21 protein-coding genes are annotated in these 22302 nt (G+C 36.3%); 4 read left to right on the forward strand and 17 right to left on the reverse strand.

The window, feature by feature from the left end; translation table 11 throughout:
• The 3 genes from JM83_RS11710 to JM83_RS11720 all read right to left on the reverse strand — a co-directional run bounded on the left by JM83_RS11710 (position 1) and on the right by JM83_RS11720 (position 2782).
• On the reverse strand, positions 1–648 hold the full coding sequence (locus tag JM83_RS11710; protein ID WP_144962299.1) for a hypothetical protein: 648 nt from the start codon (positions 646–648) through the stop codon (positions 1–3).
• Positions 649–905: 257 nt separating this feature from the next.
• Positions 906–1685, reverse strand: a complete 780-nt coding sequence (locus tag JM83_RS11715) for a zinc ribbon domain-containing protein (RefSeq protein ID WP_144962301.1) — start codon at positions 1683–1685, stop codon at positions 906–908.
• A 2-nt stretch (positions 1686–1687) separates the two neighbouring features.
• Complete coding sequence (locus tag JM83_RS11720) at positions 1688–2782, reverse strand: Nif3-like dinuclear metal center hexameric protein (RefSeq protein WP_144962303.1); 1095 nt, start codon at positions 2780–2782, stop codon at positions 1688–1690.
• Between the two features lie 45 nt (positions 2783–2827).
• Here JM83_RS11720 and lpxK point away from each other — a divergent pair, with 45 nt between their 5' ends.
• The gene (gene lpxK, locus JM83_RS11725) at positions 2828–3838 is read left to right on the forward strand and encodes a tetraacyldisaccharide 4'-kinase (RefSeq protein ID WP_144962305.1); all 1011 of its coding nucleotides are present in this window, start codon (positions 2828–2830) and stop codon (positions 3836–3838) included.
• Between the two features lie 98 nt (positions 3839–3936).
• Here lpxK and JM83_RS11730 read toward each other — a convergent pair whose 3' ends face one another.
• The 6 genes from JM83_RS11730 to JM83_RS11755 all read right to left on the reverse strand — a co-directional run bounded on the left by JM83_RS11730 (position 3937) and on the right by JM83_RS11755 (position 10061).
• A complete protein-coding gene (locus JM83_RS11730; RefSeq protein WP_144962307.1) occupies positions 3937–6174 on the reverse strand; it encodes an ATP-binding protein in 2238 nt (745 codons plus the stop codon).
• 38 nt (positions 6175–6212) lie between these two features.
• The gene (gene gap, locus JM83_RS11735; RefSeq protein ID WP_144962309.1) at positions 6213–7220 is read right to left on the reverse strand and encodes a type I glyceraldehyde-3-phosphate dehydrogenase; all 1008 of its coding nucleotides are present in this window, start codon (positions 7218–7220) and stop codon (positions 6213–6215) included.
• A gap of 18 nt (positions 7221–7238) precedes the next feature.
• Entirely contained in the window at positions 7239–8111 is an 873-nt protein-coding gene (lipA, locus tag JM83_RS11740; protein WP_144962311.1) for a lipoyl synthase, read from the reverse strand.
• Between the two features lie 76 nt (positions 8112–8187).
• Positions 8188–8757, reverse strand: a complete 570-nt coding sequence (locus tag JM83_RS11745) for an RNA polymerase sigma factor (RefSeq protein WP_144962313.1) — start codon at positions 8755–8757, stop codon at positions 8188–8190.
• Entirely contained in the window at positions 8748–9848 is a 1101-nt protein-coding gene (locus tag JM83_RS11750) for a glycosyltransferase (protein WP_144962315.1), read from the reverse strand. Before JM83_RS11750 ends, JM83_RS11745 begins: the two co-directional genes overlap by 10 nt.
• 12 nt (positions 9849–9860) lie before the next feature.
• Positions 9861–10061 carry a membrane or secreted protein gene (locus tag JM83_RS11755; protein ID WP_144962317.1) on the reverse strand — a complete coding sequence of 67 codons (201 nt, stop codon included), beginning with the start codon at positions 10059–10061 and terminating at the stop codon, positions 9861–9863.
• 165 nt (positions 10062–10226) lie between these two features.
• On the opposite strand from JM83_RS11755, the gene JM83_RS11760 reads away from it, so the two are divergent.
• Entirely contained in the window at positions 10227–10853 is a 627-nt protein-coding gene (locus tag JM83_RS11760; protein ID WP_186434990.1) for a fasciclin domain-containing protein, read from the forward strand.
• Between the two features lie 55 nt (positions 10854–10908).
• Here the strand turns inward: JM83_RS11760 and murB are convergent, their stop codons facing one another.
• Both murB and JM83_RS11770 read right to left on the reverse strand, forming a co-directional pair.
• Positions 10909–11922 (reverse strand): UDP-N-acetylmuramate dehydrogenase, encoded by a 1014-nt coding sequence (gene murB, locus JM83_RS11765; protein WP_144962321.1) that lies wholly within the window; start codon positions 11920–11922, stop codon positions 10909–10911.
• A complete protein-coding gene (locus JM83_RS11770; RefSeq protein WP_144962323.1) occupies positions 11922–13112 on the reverse strand; it encodes a pyridoxal phosphate-dependent aminotransferase in 1191 nt (396 codons plus the stop codon). The genes murB and JM83_RS11770 overlap by 1 nt, the downstream gene beginning before the upstream one ends.
• 103 nt (positions 13113–13215) lie before the next feature.
• On the opposite strand from JM83_RS11770, the gene JM83_RS11775 reads away from it, so the two are divergent.
• Positions 13216–14550 carry an aspartyl protease family protein gene (locus JM83_RS11775; protein ID WP_144962325.1) on the forward strand — a complete coding sequence of 445 codons (1335 nt, stop codon included), beginning with the start codon at positions 13216–13218 and terminating at the stop codon, positions 14548–14550.
• Between the two features lie 102 nt (positions 14551–14652).
• Here JM83_RS11775 and JM83_RS11780 read toward each other — a convergent pair whose 3' ends face one another.
• Positions 14653–15042 carry a DUF1573 domain-containing protein gene (locus JM83_RS11780; protein WP_144962338.1) on the reverse strand — a complete coding sequence of 130 codons (390 nt, stop codon included), beginning with the start codon at positions 15040–15042 and terminating at the stop codon, positions 14653–14655.
• Positions 15043–15173: 131 nt separating this feature from the next.
• Between JM83_RS11780 and JM83_RS11785 the strand changes: the two genes are divergently transcribed.
• On the forward strand, positions 15174–17804 hold the full coding sequence (locus JM83_RS11785; protein WP_144962340.1) for a valine--tRNA ligase: 2631 nt from the start codon (positions 15174–15176) through the stop codon (positions 17802–17804).
• Between the two features lie 39 nt (positions 17805–17843).
• Here the strand turns inward: JM83_RS11785 and JM83_RS11790 are convergent, their stop codons facing one another.
• From JM83_RS11790 to ftsH, 5 genes are all read right to left on the reverse strand, one after another.
• Entirely contained in the window at positions 17844–18110 is a 267-nt protein-coding gene (locus tag JM83_RS11790; RefSeq protein WP_144962342.1) for an acyl-CoA-binding protein, read from the reverse strand.
• 10 nt (positions 18111–18120) lie between these two features.
• Positions 18121–18774 (reverse strand): phosphatidylserine decarboxylase family protein, encoded by a 654-nt coding sequence (locus tag JM83_RS11795; protein ID WP_144962346.1) that lies wholly within the window; start codon positions 18772–18774, stop codon positions 18121–18123.
• Complete coding sequence (locus tag JM83_RS11800; RefSeq protein ID WP_144962348.1) at positions 18764–19567, reverse strand: phosphatidate cytidylyltransferase; 804 nt, start codon at positions 19565–19567, stop codon at positions 18764–18766. Before JM83_RS11800 ends, JM83_RS11795 begins: the two co-directional genes overlap by 11 nt.
• Before the next feature lie 3 nt (positions 19568–19570).
• Positions 19571–20176, reverse strand: a complete 606-nt coding sequence (locus JM83_RS11805; protein ID WP_144962350.1) for an LUD domain-containing protein — start codon at positions 20174–20176, stop codon at positions 19571–19573.
• 100 nt (positions 20177–20276) lie between these two features.
• Positions 20277–22292, reverse strand: a complete 2016-nt coding sequence (gene ftsH, locus JM83_RS11810) for an ATP-dependent zinc metalloprotease FtsH (protein WP_144962352.1) — start codon at positions 22290–22292, stop codon at positions 20277–20279.
• Positions 22293–22302: the final 10 nt, after the last annotated feature.

Consider the following 22302-nt stretch of genomic DNA (forward strand, 5'->3'; position numbering starts at 1 on the left):
TTATTTCTTTTTATAGCTTCCTTCTAAAGTTTTTTTGCCCAGAATGGCATAATCTATAGCTAAGTCCCCATTTAGGGAGAATCCTAACCAATCCAATTCCAATTCTCCATTTCCTTTAGACGTTATGGTTGCAATAGGGGCATTTTTATCGAATTTAGACCAAGGAATATCTTTTCCTTCGGTGTTTTTAGAAGAAGGATTTACAAGAAATATATTTGTGGTTTGATTGCCCGCCTTTTCCATTCGGGTATTGATGAAAATTTTAGATGCGGTCAAGCACATTTCAGAATTCCCTGTATAGTTGATATCCACGCAATAGCAGGCACAGGAATTATCCATTTCTTCCCCCGTTTTTATATAAGTTCCACTTAAACTGGAATTTGAAAGATCCGGCTTGGTTTTGTTTTTGCTAGCGGTAGTATTTGAGGTTGCAGTATCGGTTTTTGAATCTGTAATGGTATTGTCACTACCAATACTTTCAGAATTAGAATACGTATTGGACTTATCATTATTATCTGAATTCATTTCAGAATTTATCTTCTCCTCTGAAACAGATTCTATACTGGAATCATTTTCTGAAGTTTTTGAATCTTTGCAAGAAGCAAAAAATAAACTAATCGCTAAAAAGGCAATAATTGATGTTTTCATAGATAATAGATCAGGGTGTTCATAATAACACTAAAGTTATCCCTTTTAAGCATGGGATAGTGTGAAATTGGTGTTAATCAATTTATTCCCTCATTGAGGGTTTAATTCCCCTAGACTTGCCTCAAATTTATAAAAAAATAATTTGAGTTCATATCTCATGGCTAGCCCCGAGGTTCTTGATTTAAAAAAATAGGGTCTAAAATAATCGCATATTTGGCAATTATTTTAGACCTTAAAAATATTCAGGGAATGTTGTACTAAAACTTAGAAAACATTTTTTCCATTTTTTCTTGTTCCTCTTTTGCCAAATCCTCATCAACTAGGATCCTACCGCTGTGCTCATCTGTAATAATCTTTCTTCTGCTTGCAATCTCAACGATAACTTGTGGGGGAATAGTAAAGTAAGATCCACCAGAGGCTCCCCTTTCTACAGGAACTACAGCCAAACCATTCTTTACATTGTTTCTAATCCTCTTGTAAGCACTAATAAGCCTGTTTTCGATTTGAGTTTCGAAATCATTGGATTTTTTGGTTAGCATGTCTTCCTCTTTCTGGGTTTCAGCTAAAATTTCATCCAGTTCTCCTTTTTTGTGCACTAAGTGTTTTTGGCGATCTTCCAATTTCTCTTTGGTTTGCCCAATAAATTCCTTTTTCTGCTCAATAGAAGCCCTGTATTCTTTAATGTGCTTTTCTGCAAGTTCTATTTCAAGTTCTTGAAATTCTACTTCCTTGCTAAGTGCATTGAATTCACGGTTGTTACGAACATTTTTCTGTTGTTCAGCATATTTTTTGATAGATGCTTTGGCATCCTCGATAAGGATCTTTTTGGTTTTGATGTCATTTTCAATAACCTCTAGATCTGTATCATGCTTTTGTATACGTGTATTTAATCCGGCTACTTCATCTTCTAAATCTTCTACTTCTAAAGGAAGTTCACCTCGTACATTTCTAATTTCGTCTATTCTAGAGTCAATTAACTGAAGATCGTACAATGCTCTTAACTTCTCTTCTACAGTAACCTCGGTTTTCTTTGCCATATTTAATAATACTTGATAGGATTCGTTTTTGTATTCGCTAAAATAATTGCAAAATTACTAATTTTTTTACTAAGATACGAATGTAATAGGTTTTTTGTGTAACGCTCACTTTCATAATGGCCAATGTCTGCAACCACCAGTTTTTGTTCGGCTTTATAGTAATCGTGATACTTAAGATCTGCAGTAATAAAGAAGTTTGCGCCGGCATTTTTTGCCGCATCTATCGCAAAACTTCCGCTTCCTCCAAGAACAGCTATTTTATTCACTTTTTTAGCCAATAATTGGGAGTGCCTAATTCCATCTGCTTTAAATGTTTTCTTGAGAAGGGAAAGTAATTCTTCTTCTTCAAGAGCTTCAGGGAGTTCCCCGATCATGCCCATTCCCATTTGTTGATGGGAATTATCTAAGGTGATCACTTCATAAGCCACTTCTTCATAAGGGTGGTTGTCAAAAAGTGCTTTTAAGACCTTGCCTTCCAAATGCTTTGGAAAAGTTGCTCCTATCTGAATTTCCTCTTCAAAATGAATTTCTCCTTTTTTGCCGATTGTAGGATTGGCATTCTCATTCGGATTAAAACTTCCAGTGCCCGGAATACTAAAGCTGCATTCGTCATAATTGCCAATGGCTCCCGCTCCTGCTTCAAACAATCTTTTTCTTAATTCATCTGCCTGCTCTTTGGGAACATAGGTGGTGAGTTTTTTAATAACACCATTTTTCGGGATCAATATCTTGGTGTTTAGAAGTCCAAGCTTGTCGCACATGATCTTGTTTACCCCCAAATGGTGATTATCCAGTGCCGTATGAATTGCATAGATAGCAATATCATTTTTAATTGCTTTGATTACTGCGCGCTCCACATAGTTTCTGCCGTTCAATTTTTTGAGCCCAGAAAAAATAATAGGATGAAAACTGACTATTAAATTACAATTCTTGGAGATGGCCTCTTCTACTACTTCCTCTAAAGTGTCATGAGCTACCAAAACACCTTTTAGCGCAGTTTTTGCGTCTCCCACCAATAAGCCCACATTATCAAAATCCTCGGCCGTGGCTATGGGGGCAAAATCTTCGAGGTGACTTATAACATTGGCAATAATCATATTGTTCTATTTTAATTCAAATATAAATATTATACTTTCGCTAAGATGAGTATCCTAAGAAAATTCCTTTTTCCCTTCGCCCTTCTGCACGGCCTAATCATGTTGATCAGGAATTTGCTTTACAATTTGCGGGTCTTGAAATATGAGTCTTATTCCTTTCCTGTGATTTGTGTTGGGAATTTAAGTGTTGGAGGCACCGGGAAAACACCAATGATCGAATATCTCCTGGAGCTATTGCTTCCAGATTATAAAGTGGCGACATTAAGCAGGGGCTACGGAAGAAATACCAAAGGCTATAGATTGGTAAATATGGCCGAAAGCGCAACAAATGTTGGGGATGAGCCGCTTCAATTTAAAAACAAGTTTAAGGAAGCATTGGTCGCTGTAGATGAGAATAGAAGACGAGGGATAGTTAAACTCCGGGATGAACATCACCCAGATCTCATATTGTTGGATGATGCATATCAGCATAGAAAAGTGAAAGCAGGTTTGAATGTTTTGCTTACCCGCTATAACGATCTTTATGAAGATGATGTTATGCTGCCAACGGGAAATTTAAGGGAGCCAGCAATAGGTGCAGGAAGGGCAAAAGTTATTGTAGTCACAAAATGTCCAGAAAATCTAAGCATAGAGGATCAGGAAAGTATTAGAATTAAGTTGAAACCAAGGAACTATCAGCGATTGTTTTTTAGTTATATACGTTATAGTGATCACGTTTTTAATGGGAGCAAGAAGATTTTGCTTCGGGATTTAGTAGATAAGGAAATCACCTTGGTAACGGGAATTGCAAATCCAGCTTCTTTATGTGAACATTTAAGAACATCCGGGATTTCTTATAAACATTTAAATTTTCCCGATCACCATAATTTTTCTTCGGAAGAAATAAATAAGATTGATCTATCCAAGCTTGTCATAACTACAGAAAAGGATTTTATGCGGTTAAAGGGAGAAGTAGCACTGGACAAGCTATTCTATTTGCCTATTAAAATGAAATTCATTCAGAATACCGATGGGTTCAATAAACAAATCTCAAGCTATATTATAAATGAAAAATGAGATGCAGGTTACATCTCATTTTTTCTATTTGGCTAATTCAAAATATATTTTTTTATATACTTCTACTAAACCGATAACCTCAAACTGCGTGCCAAGAATCATGTAGGTACGTTCCTATTGGATAAATGAAAATTTATTTTAGTGAAAAACTCTTCTGTTTTATAAGGTTTCGGGATGATATCTGTAAATCCGTTTAAATAAAATTCATCTAGGTTTTCATCCAAGGTTACCGCTGTTAAAGCAACAATAGGAATCTTATCATCGAATTCACGAATTAAAACGGTGGCTTCGATCCCGCTAATTCCCGGCATATGAATATCCATTAGAATAAGATCGAAATAATTATTGGAAGCTTTTTCTACCGCGATGGTCCCATTATCTGCTACATCGCAAATAACTTTATGTTTTTCCAGGATTTTTCTTGTAATCATTTGGTTGATCTTGTTGTCCTCTACGATCAAGATCTTTTTATTGTGCATTATGTCGTTGGTCAAGGGTGCAACTTTCGCTAACTGGGATACAGCTACCCCTTCTGCTTGCTCGTAGGCTTCAAATTTTAAGTCGAAGCTAAATGTAGAACCTTTCCCAATTTCACTATCTAGATAGATCTCACTATTCATTAAATTAAGAAGGTTTTTTACAATGGACAAACCTAGACCAGTTCCTCCAAACTTTCTGTTGATTTGCAGTGAACCTTGGGTGAAATTCTCGAAAATCGAAGATTGTTTTTCCTTTGAAATTCCTTCTCCGTTATCCTTTATTTCAAAATGAAGGAATACAAGTTGACCTACTTGGTTAACTCTTTTTACATTGATCCATATATCGCCATTCTCTGTGAATTTAATTGAATTACCAACCAAATTAATAAGGATTTGGGAAATTTTAAGTGGATCTCCTTTTAACTTTTTGGGTATATCCGGATCAAAATGATAGTGCAACTTTGTTTTCTTATCGTCGGCAGAGTTTTTAAGGGCGACTAGTACATCTGAAATCCTTTTCTCAAGGTCGAATGAAGTATCCAGAATTTCCACTTTCTTGGCTTCTAGTTTGTTAAGGTCGAGTATATTATTTATGAGGGACAATAAATATTCTCCAGAAAATTTCAGGGAATTTAAGTGTTCTTTCTGGTTTTCTGTTGGGCTTTCCTCCAACAATAAATGTGTTAAACCTGTTACTGCATACAGTGGTGTTCGTAATTCATGGGTAATAGTAGAGAGAAATTGTGCTTTGGCCAATGATGCCTTTTCAGCATTTTCTTTAGCGAAGGTCAATTCATCATTCTTTTTTTGTAATAGGTCATTTGCTCTTGCCCTTAAGTTATTGTTTTTATATAATGAGAGTGTAAGTAGCGAAAGTATGGTAATAAGCGCAACGCTTAATATAGTTGTTAGTTTGTTGACTTTTAGGGAGCGTTCCTGTTCGGCGTTTTCCTCTGTCAAATCTTGCAAATGACTTCGCATGGCATCCACCCCATATCTTGTATTTGCCTCTAAAGCTAAAGCCTCCTTGTTCAAATTAAATATAGAGTCCCTAACTTTATTGCTGATTTTTAAATAATCCAAGGATTGACTGTATTTTCTTTGCGCCTCTTTTACTTGGCTTAAAAGCGCATTGGAATACATGATCATTGTGCCTAAATCATGTTGGTTAGAGATTCTAATAGATTTAAGCGCTTCCAATTCGGCCTGATTTGGATTATTTAACAATAAATACGTTCTAGCTTTAAAATAATACAGGCGCGAAAGTTCATATTTGTTATCGGTGTCTTTAAGGTATACTTGGGCATTATTTAAATAAGTTAATGCGAGATTTAAATTTTCTGTGGAATGGCTAATACTTATAGTGACAATGGCTCTATTAAGATCTACAATTCCCAAAAATTCTTCATCCTTTTCTTTTTCATAATATTCTTGTGCCAAATTCAAATATTTGATAGCCCTTTCTGGGGCATTTGTGGCATTAAAAAGTTTAGCATAAGTTATATAACTATATGCCAGCCCAGACCAATCTTCTATTTCCCTTTGTATGGAAATAGCCCGTTCTAGCTCGGTAATGGCTTTAGGGTAATCACGGCGTATATAAAATAATTGTGAGAGAATACTACTGGAAAGCGCAATTGATTTTTGGTTACCAATTTGTTTAGCGAGCTCTAAAGCAGTATCAAGTTGCTCATGAGCCTTTTCAAAATCCAGAACATTTATCGAAATTTCAGCACTAGTCAATAATTGTCTTACCTGGTTATCTATCTCAGCTATTTCAGCAGCGCTTTTTTCTTGAAAGGCCTGCATGGCATAGAAGCTAAGGAAAATAAAAATGGAAACTAATAACTTACTCATTGGGGCAATGGCTGGTGCATAATAATGTTAAATATAGTTTATTTCTTTGAGACGAATAAAATTAAATCTATCAGGCGGCTGGAATAGCCAATTTCATTATCGTACCAGCCAATTAATTTAATCAATCCTCCTCCAATGACAGAGGTCATTCCTGAATCAAAAATACAGGAATGTGTATTGCCAAAAATGTCTATGGAAACAATCGGTTCATCAGTATAGCTCAATATTCCTTTTAAATAGGTTTCGGATGCATCTTTAAAAACCGCATTTATCTCTTCAATAGTAGTATTTGTTGAAATATTGATGGTCATATCTGTTAATGATCCATTTGGAACCGGTACCCTAATGCCACACCCACCAATCACATCTTTAAATTCTGGAAAGATTTTGGTCAGGGCTTTGGCTGCCCCGGTTGTTGTTGGAATAATAGACTGGGTCGCGGCCCTTGCTCTTCTTAGATCACGATGGGGTTTGTCATGTAAATTTTGATCTGAAGTGTAAGAATGTATGGTTGAAATATATGCTTGTTCTATCCCGAAATTCTTTCGAATTACATCCAACATCGGTGCGGCATTGTTCGTGGTGCATGATGCATTGGATATTATTTGCTCCGTTCCATCTAATATATCCTCATTTACCCCCAATACAACCATCTTAATCGTATCGTCATCTGGAGGAACCGAAAGAATTACTTTCTCTACTCCTTTTTGTAAATGAAATTTCAGGTCTTCTTCCTTTTTAAATTTACCGGAGGCTTCAATAACAATAGTTACATTATTTTTATTCCAGTCTATTTCTTTTGGATGGAATTTCTGCGTAACGGGAATCGACCTGTTATTTATAATAATACTGGAATTCTTATGGGAAATATCCTCAGAAAAGCGACCATGAATACTGTCATATTTCAATAAATGAACCAAAGTTGGAGCATCGGCAACGTCATTTATTGCAACAACTTCTATAGATGGGTGATTCCACAACAGTCTAAATAAGTTTCGACCTATACGACCAAAACCATTGATGCCGATCTTAATTTTTGGTGCCATTATGTGCAAGAAATTCTATTAGGTTAAATGTTTTTGTGCTTTGTAAGAAGACCTTACCAAGGCACCACTTTCAACATGTCGAAAACCTAATTCCAATCCTATGGTCTCATATTTCTTAAATTGATCTGGCGTAATGAATTGTTTTACGGGCAAGTGTTTTTTACTGGGCTGTAAGTATTGACCAATAGTAACAACATCTAAATTAACACTCCTAAGATCTTTAAGGGTTTGTATTATTTCATCTTCTTGTTCTCCCAGCCCAAGCATGATACCGGACTTGGTCCTGGCGATACCCTGGTCTTTTAAATATTTTAAAACCTGTAAACTGCGCTCGTATTTTGCTTGGATCCTAACTTCTCTTGTCAATCTCTTTACAGTTTCCATGTTATGGGAAACAATTTCTGGCTTCACTGCAATAATCCTATCTATATTTCTCTCGTTTCCTTGAAAATCTGGAATAAGCGTTTCCAATGTTGTTTCAGGATTCATTCGCCGTATTGCTTTAACGGTTTCTGCCCAAACAATAGACCCCATATCTTTAATATCGTCTCTATCTACACTGGTAATTACGGCATGCTTAATTTTCATAAGCTTAATAGATCTGGCCACTTTTTCTGGCTCGTCCCAATCTATAGTGTCTGGTCTTCCTGTTTTTACTCCACAAAATCCACAGGATCTCGTGCATACATTCCCTAAGATCATAAAGGTAGCGGTGCCTTCGCCCCAGCATTCCCCCATATTGGGACAGCTTCCAGATGTGCAAATGGTGTGTAGGTCGTATTTATCCACTAGGCTTCTAAGCTCTGTGTATTTTTTACCAGTTGGAAGTTTTACGCGCAACCATTTTGGTTTTGGAGTGCGTTTTGGGGTAGCTAAAGTTTCTGTTGTCATATCAAAAATCTATGGCTCAAAGATACAATAATATGGTTAAATCGATAATAAGAAGGGCACAGTCTTAAAATAGAAATTAAGACTTTCGGGATTCTATTATTTGTGCAAGTAATTTTTTGGCACGTAAAAGTTTCACCTTTATATTGCTCATAGGTTCATGTAAGTGAAATGCCATCTCTTTATAAGATTTTTCTTGAAAATACCGAAGATTAATTACCTCTTGATACGGTGGTTTTAATTGTTTAATGTCACTTAACAGTTCTGCCAAATGTTGCTCATTAATTAAAATATCCTCCATAGTTGGGGTTTCGTCCATGATTTCATGAACATGTTCCACCATGGTGTCTGAAGTATTTGCTCTAATAGAGGCTTTCTTTTTTCTTAAAAGGTCTATATGTATATTCTTGGAAATAGTGATGAGCCATGTTTTAAAAACGTACCTGTCATTAAAACTGTTTAGTTTGTCAAAAGCCTTGGAAAAGGTTTGAATGGTAATATCTTCAGCATCTGCTTCGTTTCTTGTTCTCTTTAGTTGAAAACTATAAACTTTCATCCAAAATGTGTCCAACAAAAATTTATAAGCTGCCTGATCTCCTTTTTTAGCTTTTTCAATTTCTTTAAGTAGGGCTTCGCTATTTATTTCCAATTGGTTGGTTTTGAAAAAACATTCATGCTAAAGATACTTAATTGTGTTAAGATTAGGAACACTTCCAGGAAGGGGATTAACCATAAAAGATCCATCTCGTCCAATTTTTGGGCAGACTTGTAATACACTATATATTGTACAAGCAATCTTATCGCAAAAATTCCAAGAACAATTGGCCAATGAATTTTTAATAATAGCAAAGATATCAGCAAAATCCAAAAACCAATTTGTGAGAAATAAAAAGATGCTAATAAGTATTTATGTTTCTTCTTGTAAAATTTCGCCGTAGAGATATGTCTTCTTTTTTGATGTATCCAAGTAGAAAAACTCGTTTTTGGGATACTCCTGGTAATAGAAGGCCTATGGAAGTTAATCGCAGTATTTTCTTGAGTGCCTGCTTGGTTCACAAAAAGGTCGTCGTCTCCAGATCTAATGTGTAAGTGCGTTGCAAACCCATTTTGATTGTAAAATTCCTTTGCTGTGTATGCAAGGTTTCTTCCAACTCCCATGTAAGGCATGCCCCATTTGGCAAATGAAAAATATTGGATAGCAGTTAACAAGGTTTCATAACGGATTAGTTTGTTCAAAAAAGAGCTTTTGTTTTTTAAATATCCTCCATACCCAAGAACAATAGTTTTTTGATGCTCAAAACTTGAAGCCATTTCAGAAATCCACATATTGGATTCTGGTCTACAATCGGCATCTGTAAAAAGTAAAGTTGAATTTTTTGCCTTTTTGATCCCTAAGGTGAGGGCATATTTCTTCTTGCCCCAAAAAGCTTCATTGTTTTGCACATTTACCAATTGTACACGTGGATCCAGTTTCTCGAAATGTTCCATAACCTCCAAGGTGCTATCAGTAGAGGCATCATTTACAAGGACAACTTCGAAATCAGAATAGTTTTGTTCAAGGATATATGGAATGAAATCTTTTAGGTTTTCAGCTTCATTCTTTGCGCATATCATTACAGAGACTGGGGGCGTGCCATTGGAAGTGGATTCCTTTGCCGAGGCAAAACTAAAATATCCTATAAAAAATAGGATATTAACAAGGGTAACCAGAATAAATAATCCGAGTAAAAGTATTGCCATATTTTATAATTCCTATGCTTTGGAATCTGAGCAATCTTTCATTTCATCTGGAGATTTTCCGCAAAAACTACAAGCTTCCCCATCTTTGTTCAAAAACGGACTCTGGCTAGCGCAAGTTCCGGCAAACTTACCATCTTTTTTCGCCCAGATCTTAATTGCAATTCCTGCAAACGCAAGGCCCAACAATATTATTGTAATTATAAGTAATTCCATGATCATTAATTATGATACAAAAATACGGATAAAAAAGGTCAAAAAAAACCATTTTTAGATTAGTATAACCTTTACAATATTTAACTAAACTTTAATTGCAAAATGTGCAATAATCGTGGAATCTGTGTTAACTTACATCAATTAATTAACACAAAAAACCAAATTATGAAAATTAAACATTTGTTAATAGTTGCTGTTTTATCTGTATTTGCTTTTACATCTTGTGAAGATAACAAGAAAAAAGAGCAGGAAGAGAAAATGGAAATGGAAAGAATGGAAGCTGAAGAGGCAAAAAGGGAAGCTGACATGAAAATAGAGCAGGAGCGCATGGAAATGCAATCCAATAGTATTGCTGCTAAAGCCATGGCTACCGAAGATTTAAGTACCTTGGTTAGTGCATTGCAATCTGCTGAATTAGCTCAAATGATGAACGAAGATGAGGGACCGTTTACAGTTTTTGCACCTTCGAATGATGCATTTGCCAAAGTACCAAAAGCTACTATGGATAAATTAATGATGAAGGAAAATCAATCTGATTTACAAACTGTACTGAAATATCATGTTGTTTCAGGTAAAATTACTTCTGCAGATTTAGCTAAGGCCATTAAGGATAACAAGGGTACTTATAAATTTAAAACTGTGGAAGGTGCTGAATTAACAGCTACGATGAAAGGGGATAAAATAATACTGAAAGATGGTAATGGCAAGACCGCTACAATCGTACAAGCAGATGTTGATGCTTCCAATGGAGTTGTACATATTATTGATGCTGTGGTAATGAAGAAATCATAATTAGGCACAAAACCCTAATTTAGAAAAAAGTCCCGCAATTGCGGGACTTTTTATTTTAAATAATATTTACTTCGGGTTCTAAATGAATCTTGAATTTGGCACGTATTTCTGCCTGAACTTTATGTGCCAGATCAAGGATTTCTTCCCCAGTGGCTTCCCCATAATTCACCAGTACTAAAGCCTGGTTTTTATGGACACCAGCATCCCCTTCCCGGTACCCTTTTAACCCAGCCTTGTCTATTAACCATCCCGCGGGTATTTTAACGCTATTTTGCCCTACAGGATAATTTGGTATTTCTGGAAATTGATTTTTTAAAATTTCAAATTCTTTCTCTGTAATTACAGGATTTTTAAAAAAACTGCCACTATTTCCTAACTCCTTGGGATCGGGTAATTTTTGCTGTCTTATTTTAATCACTGCTTTAGAGATGTCTCGAATGCTTGGATCAGCTACACCCATTTCATTTAATGCTTCATTGATTGCTCCATAATTGGTCAACAATGTATGATTTGTTTTCCTTAGTTTAAAGATCACATTGGTGATAATGTATTTTCCTTTAGCCTTGTTTTTGAAAATAGAATTTCTATAATCAAATTCACATTCTTCGGCTGTGAAATTTATAATTTCCAGGGTTTGGATATCAATGGCGTCACAAGAGATAAAATGATCTTTTAATTCTACGCCGTACGCACCAATGTTCTGGATTGGGGAAGTGCCTACATTTCCAGGGATAAGTGAGAGATTTTCAAGTCCGCCCCAATTTTGTTGGAGAGTATACAAAACAAATTCATGCCAGTTTTCCCCCGCATTCGCTTTTACAAATACAAATTCTTCAGTTTCCCTAATAACTTCGACCCCTTTAATATCTATATGAACTACCGTGGCATCCACATTTTGGGTAAGCAACATATTACTGCCTCCCCCCAAAATAAAAAGATCTTCAGCATAATTTTTTTTAAGGACGGAAACCAACTCCCCTATACTGCGTACAGAAATCAGGGTTTTTGCCTTGACATCTATGCCAAAGGTGTTATAGGATTTTAAAGAAGCATTTTGGGAAACCTTCATTAGTCGTTGTAAACCGTTAGTGCATCTTTTAAAATTAGTATTGCCTTTTCTAAATTTTCTTTTTTAAGAACATATGCAATCCTAACCTGATTTAAACCGGTATTTGGTGTAGAATAAAACCCAGCTGCGGGTGCAACCATGATGGTTTCATTATCTAGCTGATATTCTTCCAATAGCCATTTTGCAAAATTATCGGCATTTTTAATGGGCAATTGGGCGATACAATAAAATGCCCCTTTTGGGGTGGCAACCTTTACACCTTCAATTGCTTCGAGGCCTTCGATAAGTAAGTTTCTTCTGGAAGTATATTCCTCTATAACTTCATCAAAATAACTTTGTGGGGTATCCAAAGCCGCTTCACTTGCAATTTGCTCAAAAGTGGGTGGACTCAACCTAGCCTGAGCAAATTTCATTGCAGTGTTGATTACTTCCTTATTCTTGGAAACCAAACATCCAATTCGAGCCCCACACATGCTATATCTTTTAGAAACCGAATCGATCATAATAGCATGATCTTTCAATTTATCGATGCTCATAACAGAGTAATGCTTTGCGCCATCATAAGCAAATTCCCTGTAAACCTCATCGGCTACCAAAAAGATATCGTGTTTAATGGCCATTTCGGCCAATTGATCTATTTCCTCTTTGGTATATAAATATCCAGTGGGATTCCCTGGGTTGCATATCAATATTGCTTTGGTTTTTGAAGTGATCAATTTCTCGAAATCTGCAATAGGAGGTAAGGCGAAATTTGTTTCAATTTTAGACTCAACAGGAACGATCTTTATTCCTGAAGCCGTAGCAAAACCATTATAATTTGCGTAAAATGGTTCCGGGATAATGATTTCATCCCCTGCATCGGCAATACTCCCCATGGCAAAAAGCAAAGCTTCAGAACCCCCTGTGGTAATTATTATTTCCTCAGCCTTTACAGGGATATCATGATTTTTATAATAATTCGCCAATTTATTGCGGTATCCTTCAAAACCCGCAGAGTGGCTATAGGAAAGCACTTCAATAGTGTGCTTCCTAACAGCATCTAGTGCTACCGAAGGGGTTTTTATATCTGGTTGTCCAATATTTAGCTGATATATCTTTCGGCCTTTTTTAATGGCTGCTTCTGCGAAGGGAACTAATTTTCTAATTGGCGATTCTGGCATGGAATTACCTTTCACTGAAATTTTAGGCATAACAATTTTTTATTTTTCAATGCAAAAATGCGAAATATAATGCAGAATGCAATTTTTTAGGATTGCCATTTATACTCATATTTTTCGTAAATTAATTAAAAATATGTCTTACCCTATTTACATATTGTTTGTTCTTCTTTGTTTTTTCAATACTTCCATGGCTCAAGGAGTTTTTGAAATAGATGGAGGGAAAAATAAATTCGAGCTTTTATTCCAGTCTGTAAACGATCTTGTGGTTGTTCCAATAGAAATAAATGGGGTGGAACTTTCATTCTTGCTGGATACGGGCGTGGAATCCTCCATTATTTTCAGTTTGGAAGAGAAAGATTCTTTAAACGTGAAAAATGCCACCGATATCTTGCTTCGGGGATGGGGGGATGGAGAAGCAATCACCGCTATTAAATCTACAGGCAATACTGTGCGAATAGGAAATGCATCGCATTCCAATTTTACCGTTTATATAGTGTACGACCATCAAATTAGCCTTTCCAATAGAATGGGCTTGCCTATTCACGGAATTATTGGGTATGATTTTTTTAAGGACTTTGTCGTGGAGTTCAGTTATACAAAAGAACGACTAGTTGCTTATATAGCAGATTCTTATGTTTATGATAAGTGTAAGCGTTGCGATGATTTCGATTTGGTGCTTCACAAAAACAAACCTTATATAAGTGTGTTAGTGAGTATAGATAATAAAGATTTTATTCCGATGGATCTATTGATAGATAGTGGTTCTGGGGATGCGCTTTGGATTTTCGAAGCTCCCAAGTTAGGGATAAAAATTCCTGATGAGAATTTTGAAGATTTCCTGGGATTTGGAATGGGTGGCAGTGTTTATGGAAGACGGGCTAGGGTTAATAATTTAAAACTGGGTAAATTCAAATTGGAAAGAGTCACTGCAAGTTTTCCTGATACCCTATACTTCGAAGGGGTTGCAACCTATAAATCCCGTAATGGAAGCTTGGGGTCCCAGATATTAAAACGATTCCATTCTACCTTCGATTATAAGAACAAGCGACTCCGGTTAAAGCCCAATAAAAATTTTAGCAAGCCGTTCGAGTATGATATGAGCGGGATTGTACTTGCGCATGAGGGATATACTGTAGTGAAGGATTTTGAAAACAACAATTCTCCAGTTTTTAGTAAAACGGATAATGATTTTCAGGGTGTGGTAGTTTATAAGAGCTACTCTAAAGTTAAATTTAAATTGGAGCCTCAATATATTATTGTTGAAATAAGGCCAAATTCGCCAGCAGCCCTGGCAGGATTACAGGTTGGGGATTTGGTGGAGACCATCAATAAAAAACCTGCTTATAATTATGAGCTGTCCGAAATAAATAGAATGTTTAGTTCTGAAGAGGGAAAAACTGTTAGATTGAAAATTAAGAGAAATGGAGTTTTATTAAATATCCAGTTTAAGTTGAAAAGAGTGTTATAAAAACTCCCGATTTCTCGGGAGGAAAAAAACTTTAAAAATTTCGAGACAAACTTCCGGGAACCTGTCCGCAACCGGTCAGGCGGATTAAACCCTCAATGAGGATTAAGATTTTTCATCAGGATCAAGAACCCGCCCTTTTATTTTTACCGCTTTCGTAGGTTCATCTGCATTAGAATAAATGGTAATCGTTCTTCTAATAGGTCCAACTCGAGTAGTGTCATATTTTACTTGGATTTCCCCAGTTTTTCCTGGCGCAATTGCCGCCTTGGTCCAAGTAGGAACAGTACAGCCACAGCTGGAATAAACATTTTCGATAATTAAGGGTTCGGTGCCCACATTTTTAAATTGAAATGTTCTAACTCCATCGCTTCCTTTTTCTATATCTCCATAGTCTATAACTTCAGATTTAAATTCAAATTTAGCAGTATTTTGAGCGTTCACAGTAGAAAAACCAGTTACTGTCAGTATCAATATTGTAAGGAATGTTTTCATGATTTCTAATTTTCAATTAAGTAAAGGTAAGTCGTTTTGAATAAACTCAAAAACATATAACCAAAACAACTTCTTTTATAATCTTCAACTTATAAGTACTTTTGCAGATATTTTCAAAAACCAGACCAACTATGTCAGCATCCCAAAAATACAATTCTCAACAGGTAGAGGAGAAATGGTACAACTACTGGATGGAGCAAGGTTATTTTCATTCTGAAGTAGATGAAAGGACTCCATATACCATTGTTATTCCTCCACCCAATGTGACGGGAGTACTGCACATGGGCCATATGCTCAATAATACAATTCAGGATGTCCTTATAAGGAGGGCAAGGTTAAAAGGCTTTAATGCATGTTGGGTACCTGGAACAGATCACGCATCGATTGCTACAGAAGCAAAAGTTGTTGCTAAATTAAAGGAAGAGGGGATAAACAAAAAGGATCTTTCCCGAGAGGAGTTTTTGGAGCATGCTTGGGACTGGACCCATAAACACGGAGGGATTATCCTGGAACAGCTTAAAAAGTTGGGTGCTTCTTGCGATTGGGAACGTACCAAGTTTACCATGGACGAGAACATGTCTGCTTCGGTTATAAAAGTATTTGTGGACCTATATGAAAAAGGCCTTATTTATAGGGGCTATAGAATGGTAAATTGGGATCCGGAAGCGAAAACAACCCTTTCCGACGAAGAAGTTATTTATCAGGAAAAACAAGGGAACCTTTACTATCTAACTTATAAAATAGAAAATAGTGAGGAGACTGTAACTATTGCGACCACTCGTCCAGAGACCATTTTGGGGGATACTGCTATTTGTATCAACCCAAACGATGAGCGTTTTAATCATCTTAAAGGTAAAAAAGCGATCGTGCCCTTGGCAAATAGGGCTATCCCAATTATAGAAGACGATTATGTAGATGTGGAGTTTGGTACGGGATGTTTAAAGGTAACCCCAGCCCATGATATCAACGATAAGGAAATAGGGGAGCGCCATAATCTGGAAGTGATTGATATTTTTAACGATGATGCCACATTAAATGAATTTGGACTGCACTATCAAGGAAAAGATAGATTTGTTGCCAGAAAAGAGATCGTTAAAGAATTAGAGAGTTTGGGTATTTTACTAAAGACCGAAACCCATATCAATAAAGTGGGCACCAGTGAGCGTACCGGTGCGGTGATAGAACCCAAGTTAAGCGACCAATGGTTCCTTAAAATGAAAGAATTGGCGCAACCAGCCTTGGATGCAGTGCTTAATAAAGACGTGAACCTTGTTCCAGACAAGTTTGTGAATACTTACAGGCACTGGATGGAAAATGTGAGGGATTGGAACATTTCAAGACAATTATGGTGGGGGCAGCAAATCCCTGCGTATTATTATGGAAGTGGTAAAAATGATTTTGTAATTGCAGAAACAAAGGCGGAAGCGCTAGAGAAAGCAAAAGCACAAACAAATAATCCTGAGCTTAAACTGCAAGATCTTAAACAAGATTCAGATGCTTTGGATACATGGTTCTCTTCTTGGTTATGGCCGATGAGCGTGTTTAATGGAATTTTGGAGCCGGACAATCCAGAAATAAATTACTACTATCCAACCAACGATTTGGTAACTGCTCCAGAAATTTTATTCTTTTGGGTTGCCAGAATGATCATAGCCGGGTATGAATATAGAGGTGAAAAACCCTTTACGAATGTTTATTTAACCGGAATTGTGAGGGATAAGCAAAGACGAAAAATGTCCAAATCGCTTGGTAACTCTCCTGATCCTATTAAACTTATAAACGAATACGGGGCAGATGGGGTTCGAGTTGGAATGTTGCTGAGTTCTCCCGCAGGGAATGATTTAATGTTCGATATAGATCTTTGTAAGCAAGGAAGCGGATTTATAAATAAAATTTGGAATTCGTTTAAATTACTGAAAAGTTGGGAGGTAGATAAAGAAATTCCGCAACCTAGATCTTCAGAAATTGCAATAAACTGGTATAAAGCCAAGTTTCAGGAAACCTTATTAGAGATAGAAGATCATTTTTCTAAATATAGGATGAGTGATGCCTTAATGTCCACTTACAAACTTATTTGGGACGATTACTGCTCTTGGTTCTTGGAAATGGTAAAACCAAATTTTGGAGAAGCGATAGACGAAAAGACCTATAAAGACGTAATTTCAATTTTAGAAGATAATTTAAAAATATTGCATCCTTTTGTTCCTTTTGTTTCTGAAGAAATATGGCAACAATTGGGCACTCGGACTAAAGAAGAAGCTTTAATCGTATCTCAATGGCCAGAATCGGTTTCAATAGATAAAAAGATTATTTCTGAATTTTCTTTTGCTTCAGAAGTGATCTCGGGAATAAGAAATATTAGAAAATCCAAAAACATCTCCTTCAAGGATCAAATTTCCCTTCAGATATTGAACAATGAAAACACATCTGCTACCTTTAATGAGGTGATAACGAAACTTGGGAATGTTTCCCATCTAGGATATGTAGCTCAACAAGTAGAAGGAACTCTTTCATATAGGGTGAAATCCAATGAATATTTTATCCCAATTCAAGGGGCGATAGATGTAGAGGCTGAAAAAGGGAAAATTCAGGAGGAATTAAAATATACTGAAGGCTTTCTAAAATCTGTTCAGAAAAAACTTTCCAATGAGCGTTTTGTAGGGAATGCGCCAGATGCTGTTGTTGCTATAGAAAAAGCAAAACAGGCTGATGCCGAGGCGAAAATCCAAATGTTAAAGGCTAGTTTGGCTGGGCTGGAGTAAGAAATGATTCAGAGTAAAATAGATATTGGGCGAATCGTGTTATATTTGCCCAATATATTTTTCCACCATTTCTATATATTTCTGTTTGGCTTCCAATTGGGAGAGTTGTTCTACTTGTACAAGCGCATTGGCTTTAAAGCCACTTCGCACATCCTCTTCATCTTTTGTGTTGTAGGAACCATTTAGCGTTGTAGCTCGCTTGTAATAAGCATAAAAATGAAGCATGATGTCTGGAGGAAATCTCAAACTGGTGTTGTTTGCCATTTCGTAAGCCTTTAAAAATTTTTGATCTGAAGAATCTGTCATTGTAAATTTCTTAGTCGAGATTGGCAATTACACTTACACCACCTTTAACTTTATCATTTAACTTTACATTGATCTTAGTACCGATCGGCAAAAACACATCTACACGAGATCCAAATTTTATAAATCCACTATCGCTTCCTTGAACCACTTCTTGACCTTCTACAGCATAGTTTACTATACGTTTTGCCAAAGCGCCTGCAATTTGCCTGTATAGTATTTCTCCGGCTACCTTGTTCTCTACCACAACAGTAGTTCGCTCATTTTCTTCACTGGATTTTGGATGCCATGCAACCAAGAACTTTCCCGGATGATATTTGCTGAATTTCACCAATCCACCAATAGGATGCCTGGTTACGTGTACATTTATTGGGGACATAAATATAGAAACCTGTAGGCGTTTTTCCTTGAAGTACTCCTTTTCCATTACTTCCTCTATCACAACAACTTTTCCATCCACAGGTGAAACCACACTAGCATCATTAAGTTGTGTAGGCCTTTTTGGATTTCTAAAGAACTGTACAATTAATAAAAAGAACAAGATACTAAGGGCCAGGATAGAAAATTTTACCCAATAGGTATTAATATATAAATAGGACAGTACGTTCCCTACAATTAATATAATTGCAGTAACTGTCATCATCTTATAACCTTCTTTATGAAACATAATCTATAATCAATAAATAAGCATAAACAAATGGACTGGAAAATATAATGCTATCTAGTCTATCCAACAATCCACCGTGGCCCGGCATTAATTTTCCACTATCTTTTACTCCAGCCTGACGTTTGAATTTGGACTGTATTAAATCTCCCAGAGTACCAAAAATACTCAATAAAATGGCTAATCCCAACCAAAATTCAACATTCAGATAACGGGTAAAATAGAACAGGAAGTATGCGGCAACACAATTAAATACAATTCCGCCCAAAAATCCTTCAATTGTTTTGTTGGGGGATATTTTTTCGTACAATTTAGTTTTTCCAAAATTCTTTCCTACCAAGTACGCAAAAGTGTCATTGGTCCAAATAAGCACAAAGACCCCAACTATTAAACTGGGATTGAATGTTCCAGAATACGTTGGTATCAAGGTAAGAAAAATGGTAGAAGAGATTAAGTAGAAAATAAGGATGATATATTTTTTCTTTTCAAACACCGGTATTTTCCGAATGAACAGTAAGTCCTTCACTAAAAATAAATTCACGAAAAGTGTGATTATTAAAAGTAGTAAGGTCGCATTTGCGTTGAATTTTAGATAACTGAAGAAAAAGAACAAAATAACATGCAATCCATATAAAGCATAACTTTTTAATCTTAATAGTTTTTCGAGTTCTAAAAGGCAAACAAAACCAATAAGAAAGAAGAGGCCAATAAAGATCAATTCGGAAGAAAGAATTGATGCTACTAAAATGGATACATATAGTAATCCAGATATTGCCCTAATAATAGTTTCCCTCATATTTTATAAATCTTCCAGAAGCAGCAAATATAGGTTTTTTGTACTACTTCCATAACTCATAAAATTACCTTCCTTTTGGGTTTCAAAACTTTTTATTGTGGTGATGTTGGAGGGGATTCGCTCCTTGTTGTTGAATTTAATTCCTCTTAAACCTTCACCAATGTTATCTACTAATTGACTCGTGGAGGCCAAGATTATAAAATTTTCGGGTAGCTCATTAAATCTCTTTTCTTTTATTTGATTTGAAGAAATTAAAATGGATCCGTCGTTCGCAATCAGATATTCGCAGGTAGAGAGAAAAAATGCAGAATCTCCAGATTTATTGAATTCTAAATTGAATTTATCGAACCTGTTTTTTAAGTTAGGGTCGAAACAACATGTTGGTTTTTCGTACCAATCATTTTCCAATAGAATATTGTCGAAGGCGTCTGTCACTTCCTCTTCGTTCTCGCAGTACAAGAATTTCCCACCATTGTTTTTGAAGTTGAGCATGAACCGCTCATCGGTAGGCAGTTTAACATCCGGCATATACTTGCCCCGGTCAGAATTTTCAGAAACGTCCTGACCTTTGTCTGGTTTAGGGTTTAAAAAATTTCTAAATAGACTCATATTGAAAATTCGGGGTTTTTTTTGGCACCTTTCAAATCAAAGGTAAAAAATCTTAATTTAAATTAAGATAAATTAAGATTTTTTCCTATGTGGTATTTAATTATTTATTCGCTTGAGTTTCTTCCTCAATTTCGCTGTCTTTCGAAGCGGAATCTTTGGAATTGGTTTTTTTGGTAATCAATGGAACTTCTTCCTTTTCAGGGAATGGCCTGTTTCCAAATATCTTTTGAAGATCGTCTTTAAAGATCACCTCTTTTTCAAGTAAAATATCTGCTAATTGAGACAATTTATCTTTATTAGCCTCTAGCAATGCAATTGCTCTTTGATATTGGGTTTCAATTAGATTTGAGACCTCCCTATCAATAAGTTCAGCGGTTTTCTCGCTATAAGGTTTTGTGAAGTTGTATTCACTCTGGCCGGAAGAATCATAAAAAGTTAGGTTTCCTACCTTTTCATTTAAACCATAAATGGTAACCATTGCCCTGGCTTGCTTTGTGACTTTTTCCAGATCGCTTAATGCACCTGTGGAAATTCTATTGAAAACCACTTTTTCTGCGGCTCTTCCTCCTAAGGCAGCACACATTTCATCCAACATTTGTTCTGGATGTACAATTAATCGTTCTTCAGGAAGATACCAAGCAGCTCCTAGGGATTGTCCTCTAGGCACTATAGTAACTTTTACCAATGGTGCGGCATGTTCCAACATCCAACTGGCGGTGGCGTGTCCAGCTTCGTGATAAGCGATCGCTTTCTTCTCGTCTGGGGTAATGATCTTGTTTTTCTTTTCAAGACCTCCCACAATTCTATCTACAGCATCAAGAAAATCTTGTTTTCCAACGGCTTTGTTTCCCTTTCTGGCAGCAATTAAAGCAGCTTCGTTACATACGTTTGCGATATCTGCCCCAGAGAAACCTGGTGTTTGCTTAGCAAGGAATTCAATATCCAACTCGTTTGCCACTTTTTTGATGGGACGAAGGTGTACTTCAAATATTTCTTTTCGTTCTCTTACATCTGGTAGATCCACATAGATCTGCCTGTCGAAACGGCCAGCTCTCATCAATGCCTTATCCAGCACATCTGCACGGTTGGTTGCAGCAATAACAATAACATTGGTATTGGTCCCAAAACCATCCATTTCTGTTAATAACTGGTTCAATGTGTTTTCACGCTCATCATTAGATCCAGAAAAGTTGTTTTTTCCCCTGGCCCTACCAATGGCATCAATTTCATCTATAAAAATAATGGAGGGGGATTTTTCTTTTGCTTGTTTAAAAAGATCACGTACCCTGGAAGCTCCTACACCAACAAACATTTCTACAAAATCTGATCCGGATAAAGAGAAAAATGGCACTTTTGCCTCACCTGCAACGGCTTTGGCCAATAAAGTTTTTCCTGTTCCCGGAGGACCTACCAAAATAGCTCCTTTTGGGATCTTACCACCTAGGGAAGTGTATTTTTCCGGCATTTTCAAGAAATCTACAATCTCTTGGACTTCCTCTTTTGCTCCTTCCAGCCCTGCTACATCCTTAAAGGAAGTTTTAACATCGGTGTTTTGGTCGAAAAGCTTGGCTTTGGACTTACCAATATTAAAGATCTGTCCGCCAGGACCACCTCCACCACCAGAGCTCATCTTACGCATTATGAAAATCCAAATCCCAATTATTAACACAAAAGGTAAAAGGGTCATTAAAATTTCTCCCCAAACGTTGGTTTGAGTATTATAGGTAACAAAAGTGTCTAAATTGTTTTCAGATTTTATTTCTTGAACTTTGTTTTCAAAATTCTGAAGATCTCCAAACTCAAAACTATAATCTGGGGAATCACCGGTAGCAAATAATTCGTCGTCACCGGTTTTTTTATGTATATCCTTGGCTTTGGCATCTTCAGTTAAATAAACCTTCGCCTGGTTTCTATTTACGATTACTACTTTTTTAACATCACCGTCCCTTAGGTAGCTTTCAAACTCTGCAGGATTTGTTTTTGTTGGTTCATTGAACCCGGACCCACCAAAAAAATTGATACCTAGGAATATGATAATAATAGCTCCATAAATCCAGTAAGCACTGAACTTAGGTTTTTTAGGCTCTATTTTTTTATTTGGTTGTTGCTTCGACATTCTTTTTTAA

It is taken from the genome of Gillisia sp. Hel_I_86, assembly GCF_007827275.1.
Lineage (GTDB): Bacteria > Bacteroidota > Bacteroidia > Flavobacteriales > Flavobacteriaceae > Gillisia.